Origin of the sequence: Nonomuraea sp. GTA35, from assembly GCF_041950525.1 — a bacterium.
Classification (GTDB): Bacteria; Actinomycetota; Actinomycetes; order Streptosporangiales; family Streptosporangiaceae; genus Nonomuraea.
The window spans coordinates 40550-47542 of sequence record NZ_JBGNUV010000030.1; the positions used below are offsets into that span (position 1 = coordinate 40550).

At 73.4% G+C, this 6993-nt stretch carries 6 protein-coding genes; 4 read left to right on the forward strand and 2 right to left on the reverse strand.

Going from position 1 to position 6993, the window contains the following annotated elements; genetic code table 11:
- Positions 1 to 323: 323 nt before the first annotated feature.
- Genes ACBJ32_RS57595 through ACBJ32_RS57605 form a run of 3 tightly spaced genes read left to right on the forward strand, consistent with a single transcriptional unit; the run spans position 324 to position 1361 of the window.
- Positions 324 to 581 carry a hypothetical protein gene (locus tag ACBJ32_RS57595; RefSeq protein ID WP_375134084.1) on the forward strand — a complete coding sequence of 86 codons (258 nt, stop codon included), beginning with the start codon at positions 324 to 326 and terminating at the stop codon, positions 579 to 581.
- On the forward strand, positions 578 to 865 hold the full coding sequence (locus ACBJ32_RS57600) for a hypothetical protein (RefSeq protein WP_375134085.1): 288 nt from the start codon (positions 578 to 580) through the stop codon (positions 863 to 865). Before ACBJ32_RS57595 ends, ACBJ32_RS57600 begins: the two co-directional genes overlap by 4 nt.
- Positions 855 to 1361 carry a hypothetical protein gene (locus tag ACBJ32_RS57605; protein WP_375134086.1) on the forward strand — a complete coding sequence of 169 codons (507 nt, stop codon included), beginning with the start codon at positions 855 to 857 and terminating at the stop codon, positions 1359 to 1361. The genes ACBJ32_RS57600 and ACBJ32_RS57605 overlap by 11 nt, the downstream gene beginning before the upstream one ends.
- Here the strand turns inward: ACBJ32_RS57605 and ACBJ32_RS57610 are convergent.
- Positions 1330 to 2595: a hypothetical protein gene (locus ACBJ32_RS57610; protein WP_375134087.1), complete on the reverse strand. Its 1266-nt coding sequence runs from the start codon at positions 2593 to 2595 to the stop codon at positions 1330 to 1332. The genes ACBJ32_RS57605 and ACBJ32_RS57610 overlap by 32 nt on opposite strands.
- Positions 2592 to 3692: a ThiF family adenylyltransferase gene (locus ACBJ32_RS57615; RefSeq protein ID WP_375134088.1), complete on the reverse strand. Its 1101-nt coding sequence runs from the start codon at positions 3690 to 3692 to the stop codon at positions 2592 to 2594. Before ACBJ32_RS57615 ends, ACBJ32_RS57610 begins: the two co-directional genes overlap by 4 nt.
- 267 nt (positions 3693 to 3959) lie before the next feature.
- On the opposite strand from ACBJ32_RS57615, the gene ACBJ32_RS57620 reads away from it, so the two are divergent.
- The gene (locus ACBJ32_RS57620) at positions 3960 to 6818 is read left to right on the forward strand and encodes a BTAD domain-containing putative transcriptional regulator (protein ID WP_375134089.1); all 2859 of its coding nucleotides are present in this window, start codon (positions 3960 to 3962) and stop codon (positions 6816 to 6818) included.
- Positions 6819 to 6993 lie beyond the last annotated feature (175 nt).

Sequence of the window (6993 nt, forward strand, 5' to 3'; positions counted from 1 at the left end):
GACGCGGACGGGTGCAGTCTCGCAGTCGCACTCATCTCATTGCAAGCGAGGGCAAGTGCCTGCCGAACAGCGCTTTTGTGGTTGACAGTTTTACGAATGCAAGATCGCTTTCCGTGGCAAACGCCAGGTGTCGCCCCTGGCCGCCACGGCCCTGCCCGCCACCGCATCGTCCGCTCCCGGACACCCCAAGGTGCAGCAGCTGCTCGACCGGACGGTGGCCGCCGGGCCCGGGCTCCCGGGACGGCGCCGTTGCCGATGCGGGGCCAGACCACTTCTGGCGGGTAGGCGCCGAAGTGGCGAAGCGCCCTGTCACCGTTGCGACCGTGACCTCACCGGAGCCGCTGACCTCGATGGAGCTCGTGGCGCGCCTGCGCACCCACGGCGTGCTGGTCAACGGCAGGTTCCAGCTGATCGGGACGTCCGATGCCGCGCTCGTGACCTGGACGCTCGTGCCTGCGGCGGTCGCGCTGGCCGCGCGGCAGGACGGCGGCCTGGTCATCGCCTTCGCCGACAAGGAGCGGGTGGAAGGTGACAGCAGCCCGACCAGGACATCATCTCCCTCATCTTCTGCGCCGACGTGAGCTGCTCGCGTCCGGAGCGCCGGCAGGTCGCCCGGCTGGAGGCGAGCGCGTACCTGCCCGATGTGCACAACCTGGCCGTCGCGCTGGCGCCCGGCGGCCGTCCCGTCGTCGCCAGGTTCGACACCACCAGCGGCCAGATCCACCTCATCACCTGCCCGGACGCCCTCTGCCTGCGGCCCCGCGTGACCCGGCCCGTGCCCGCCTACCCGCCGGGAGACCGGCCTGGCCCTGGCGGTGCGGCCGGACGGCCGCCCGGTGGTCGCCTACCGGGACATGAACGATGACGCGGCCAAGCTGCTCGACTGCCGCACGCCCGACTGCGCCCAGGCCGACGCGATCACGCTGGACGCCGGCAGCCCGTACCGCTCCACCCCGGCGCTGGTCCTGGACCGGTCGGGACGGCCGCAGGTCGCCTACCAGAGCCGGGACGGCACCCGGCTGATGCTCGCCACCTGCCACGCCCGCCGGTGCGTGAGCACCGCGGTGGCCAGGATGCGCGGCGCCGGCGACGGGCTGGCCATGACCGTCGACGACCGAGGCCGACCGACGATCGCCTGGGTGGACGACGGCGGCTCGTTGACCGGCGGTGACTGGGCCTTGATGATCACCACGCCGCTGAACCTGGGCGCTCACGCTGCGGGAACCTCTTGGGACCGATCAACGGCCGGCTGCTGGTTCACCCTGTTCCACGCGGCGCCCGCCACCGGCGCGGGGGCACGTGCCCGCCGCAGGTGTCCCCTTGGGACACTCAGTGTGCTCTCGCCGCACGGCGGGCCGTGAGCCGGGCCGCGTACTCCTTGACGGCCAGGACGAGGGCCAGGGTCTCGGGGCCCAGGAGCAGGGTGACGCAGAGCAGGCGGTACCAGAAGGCGGCCGTCAGCGGGCCCTCGGCGAGTCCCTCGGCGGCCCAGCTCAGCGTCTCCGCGAAGACCGGCAGCAGCAGGACGCAGAACCAGACGACCACGCCGGCGAAGCCCGCCAGCCAGAGCCAGCGGAACCAGCGGCCCACGCGCAGGTCGGTGTCCGTCGCGTCGGCCAGCTCCGCCTCCTCCTCGGCCGTCAGCCGCGAGAAGGCGCGCTTGAGCATCAGCGACTTCACGCGCCACAGGTTGCGGCAGCCCAGGGCGTTGACCAGCACCGCGTAGAGGTCGGTGCGCAGGAAGACCAGGCTCTGCCAGAGCATCTGCATGACCTTGATGAACACCCAGGCGGCCAGCAGCGACCCAACCAGCTCCGGCGCCTGCCAGACGCCGGTGTCGATCAGCAGCCGCCCGGTGAGCAGCACGGCCAGCAGGACGGAGTCCACCGCCAGGCCCGCCAGCAGGGGGCCGTAGCGCTGGCGGCGAGGCAGCGTCCAGAGCTGGGTGAGGTCCGTCTCGAAGACCAGCATCCACAGGCGGCGGTCGACGCCGAAGCGGGTCTGGATGCCGAGGGCCCGCGCGCCCAGCCAGTGGCCGCACTCGTGGCTGGCAGCCGCGAACCACACGAACGGCAGGAAGGCCAGGGCGCTCAGCCCGATGTCGTCGAAGGGGAACGCGTCCACCGCGGGATCGGGGAGCAGGCCGGGCCGCAGGACGAAGACGGCCAGCGCGTAGAGCAGGCAGGCGGCGTAGAAGGCCCAGGCCACCCGGCCGAAGAACGGGCGTACGATCTCCGGGCGGACGCCGGTCATCCAGCGGCGGGCCTGGATGGGCGCGGTGCGGACGGGCTCCACGGCGTCCCCGGCGTCCCCGGGGTCAGCGCCCTCAGCGTCGTCGGAGGCCAGGAAGCCGAGCTCGCCGAGGGTCTCCACGAAGGACGGGACGTTGACCGGCTCGCCGGCGAACGCCTCCGCCTCGGCCGCCGCCTCCTCGACGCTCGCGCCGCGCTGGAGAGCGGCGATCACCACTCCGCCCACCGCCGGGATCGTCACGAACGTGCCGCTGGCGGGGTCGCCCACCAGGACCTCGTCGTCCCCCTCGGGGACGACGCTGAGAGGCTTGAGCCTGACCGGAGCGGTGCCGGAGGCGCTCATCCGCGCTCACCTTCGCGTGCCGGGGCCAGCGCGCAGACCTGGCAGTCCGGGTTCTTGGGCAGGGGCTGCCACTCGGGCACCAGCCCGTTGCGCAGATCCAGGGTGACGCGATGGCCGGCCGCGCGGGGCGGCTCGTACCCGGTGAGGTAGCGCTGCGCCTCAAGGGCGAGCAGCGAGCCGACCTGCATCGCCATCGGCCCGGTGAGCGGGTTGCTCAGCTTCATGTTCTCCACGATCCGGTACGCGACCGCGTCCGGGCCGCCCCCGGTCGGCCGGTCGGCGTAGTCACAGGCCAGGCAGGCCGTGCGGCCGGGGTCCACGGAGAGGTACATGAGCTGGCTGCGGTTGGCTCCCCCCAGCACGTACGGGACGCCGTTGCGGACCGCGGCCTCGTTCGCCCAGAGATTGGCGTGCGGATGGCCGTCGAGGCCGCCCGCGACGAGGTCCACGCCCTGGATGAGGTCCTCGAGGTCCTCGGGGGCGGAGACCCAGCGGTCGGCGGCGTGCACCTTGATGCGGGGGTCGTAGTCGCGTACCCACGCGGCGGCCCGCTCGGCCTTCGACAGGCCGATGTCGGCGTGGTGGTAGAGGAACTGCCGGGCGAAGTTGCGCGATTCGACGCGGTCCTGGTCGACCAGGGTCATCTCGCCGACACCGAGGCCGGCCAGGCACTGGACGAGGGAGGAGCCGCCGCCGCCGACCCCGAGCACGAGGACGTGGGCCTGGCTCAGCGGCCGGTGGAACCCGGCCCGCCGCCGCTCCAGACTGGCGTAGGTGCCGTAGAAGCTGAGGTTGGAGAAGTGGCGTTCGTTCTCGTCCGGGTCGTCGAGGGTCCGGCCGTCGGCGTCCTCCACCAGGCCGAGGGAGTCGAGCCCGCTCAGGCCGCCGCTGACGTCCTCCTCCGAGAGCGGGATGCCGCGCCGCTGGAGCGAGACGCTCAGCTCGGCCGCGGTCTGCGGGGCCCGGCGCAGCTCGGCCAGGAGCGCGGCCACGTGCCCGTCGGGGTCGTCCAGGGTGATCGCCTCGCGAGCGTCGAAGACCACCAGGAGATCCTCACCGATCGTCTCCCACTCGCATTCCTTCAACGCCACACGCATCGTGCCTCCCACGCCAGCCAGTACGCATGCCAGGCCCCGCGGGCAGGAGCGTGGCGCCCCTGCCCGCGGGGAAAACAGTCAGGCGGTGTCAGCGCCTCACGTGGCGGGGTTCTGAGTAGCCTTGACGGACTCGACCTTCTTGACCTTGATCTCCATGATGTGCCTCCTCATGGCTCGTGTGGCGGCAGATGCCGACTGGGACCAGAGTGCCGCCTGGTACTGAAATAGCGCTGATTTTCCGCTGACTGCGCAGTTAGGCTGCCAGCGGTGATCAAATATGACGATCACCGAGGGAGTCAGCGGCTGGAGGCTTGGGACGACGTGACCGGCGAGGGCGTGGAGTTCCGTCTGCTGGGGCCGGTGGGAGCGTGGCACGCCGGGCGGCGGCTGGTCCCGTCCACGCCGCAGCAGCGGACCATTCTGGCGATGTTGCTGCTCGAGCCGGGACGGCCGGTGCCGGTGGCCCGGCTGGAGACCGCGCTGTGGGCCACCGAACCACCCGAGTCCTCCCGGAACGCCGTCCAGGGCCACATCTCCCGGCTCCGCCGCCTGCTGGCGCCGTTCCCCGAGGCGGCGCTGACGACCTCGGCGCGCGGCTACTGCCTGGCGACCGGGCGCGACCGGATCGACCTGCACCGCTTCCGGGAGCTGGTCCGCGGCGCCGGCGGCGAGCCGGATCCGGAACGCGCCGCCGGCCTGCTGCGCTCGGCCCTGGCGCTCTGGCAGGGCCCGCCCCTGACGGACGTGGCGGGACGGTGGCTGGCCGACGTCGTGGTGCCCGGCCTGGAGGAGGAACGGCTGGCGGCGCTGGAACGGCGGGCCGCGCTCGACCTGCGGCAGGGGCGGCACCATGAGGTCGCCGCGGAGCTGGCGCCCCTGGTCGGGGAGAACCCGCTGCGGGAACGGCTGGTCTCCTTGCTGATGACAGCGCTGTCCCGCGGCGACCACCGGACGGAGGCGCTGGCCGTCTTCCGCGGCGTCCGGCGCCGCTTCGCCGAGGAGCTCGGCATCGAGCCGGGCGAGGAGCTGCAGCGCCTGCACCAGGCGATCCTGGCCGGCCGGGACGAAGCGGCGGCGAACGGCACGACCGCTCCGGCGAGCCTCGCCGTGCCCCGCCACCTGCCGCCGGACACCGAGCCGTTCACCGCCCGCGAGGACGAACTGGCCGCCCTGGACCAGCTGACCGCCCCCAGGCCGGAGCAGGCGCCGCCGCCGTGCGTCGTCACCGGCACGGGAGGCGTCGGCAAGACCACCCTGGCCGTGCACTGGGCACACCGCGCACGCGACCGCTTCCCCGACGGCCAGCTCTACGTCAACCTCCAGGGCTACGGGCCCACGCACGCCGCCCGATCCCCCGCCGAGGCGGTGCGGCTGTTCCTGGACGCCCTGCAGGTGCCGCCCGAGCTGATCCCCGCCACGCTGGAGGCGCAGGCCGGGCTCTACCGCAGCCTGCTGGCCGGGCGTCGCATGCTCATCCTGCTCGACAACGCCCTCGACTCCGACCAGGTACGCCCGCTGCTGCCCAACGCGCCCGGCTGCCTGGCGCTGATCACCAGCCGGGCCGAGCTGACCGGCCTGGTCGCGGCGGAGGGGGCCCGTACGCTGTCGCTGGGGCTGTTCTCGCCCGCCGAATCCCGCGAGCTGCTGGCGCGCCGGATCGGCGTGGCCAAGGTGGGCGCCGAGCCGCAGGCGGTGGACGACATCGTCTCCCGGTGCGCCGGGCTGCCGCTGGCCCTGTCCATCGTGGCCGCCCGCGCCCACGCCCGCCCGGCCTTCCCGCTCCGCGCGCTGATCACGGGGCTCGACGAGCCGGACGGCCCGGACGAGCCGGGCAACCTCGACGTCTTCGACGGCGGCGACACCGGGACGAACATGCGTACCGTGTTCTCCTGGTCCTACCGGGCGCTCAGCCCGGAGGCCGCGCGCCTGTTCCGGCTGCGCGGCCTGCTGCCCGGGCCGGAGATCTCCACCTCGGCCGCCGCCAGCCTGGCCGGGATCGACGTGCGGCAGGCGCGCCGCCTGCTGACCGAGCTGACCCGCGCGAACCTGGCGGCCGAGCCCGCACCCGGGCGGTACGGCTGGCACGACCTGCTCCGCGCGTACGCCGAGGAGCTCACGCTGCTGCACGACCGCGAGAGCGAGCGCCGCGAGGCCCTGCACCGGCTGCTCGACCACTACCTGCACAGCGCCCACCTCGGCGACGGGCTGCTGGAGATGCTGCACCGCGTGCCGTTGAACCTGGCGGAGCCGAGGCCAGGCGTGGTCGTGGCCCGCATCACCGACCGGGCGCAGAGCCTGGCCTGGTTCGGCCGCGAGCACCGGACGCTGCTGGCGGCGATCAGGCATGCCGCGCGCGCCGGTTTCGACGCGCACGCCTGGCAGCTCGCCTGCGCCTGCTGGGGCTTCCTGTCGCAGGAGGGCCGCTCGGACGACCAGGCGGCCATGTACCGGATCGCGCTGGAGGCCGCCGTTCGGCTGGACGACCCGGCCGCGCAGGCCCACGTCCGCGTCGGGCTCGCCCAGGCCCTCATCCGCCTCGGCGAGGACGGCACGAGCGGCTCCCACCTGCGACAGGCCCTCACCCTGTTCCGCACGCTCGGCGACCCGGTCGGGCAGGGCATCTGCCTCACCTACCTCAGCGTGCTGGAGGACCGCCAGGGCCGGTACGCCGAGGGCCTGGCGCTGAGCGAGGAGGCGCTGCGGCTGCACCGCTCGGCCGGCGACCGCGCGGGCGAGGGCCGGGTGCTCAACAACATCGGCTGGTTCCACGCCCGGCTCGGCGCGTACGGGGAGGCGCTGCGCCGCTGCGAGGAGGCCCTGCTCATCCAGCGCGAGCTGGACGACAGGGCGGGCGAGTCGGCCACCCTCGACAGCATGGGCTACATCCACCACCTGCTCGGCCAGTACGAGGAGGCGATCGCCTACTACCTGCGGTCGCTGTCGTGGCGGGGCGGCAACCGCGCGCTGGGGGCCCGGACGTTGCAGCGGCTGGGAGAGGCCCAGGTGGCGGCGGGCCGGGTGACGGAAGGGCGGCAGACCCTGGGCCGCGCCCTCGACCTCGTCGCCGAGCTCGCCCCGGGTGACGCCGACGCCCTCCGCGCCAGGATCCACGGCCTCGGCCGATGAGACCGTCTCGGCGCCCGCCCTGTGACCGCTCGGCCGCCTCCCCCGAGCCCTAGGGCGTGTATTTGGTTGTGATCAATCTGCGGGATCCGCCCTCGTTTCGGGGTCCGATCCGGTAGATCGTTTTGCGTGACGCGAGTGCAATTGACGGATGTGGAGTGGGAGTTCATCGAGCCCT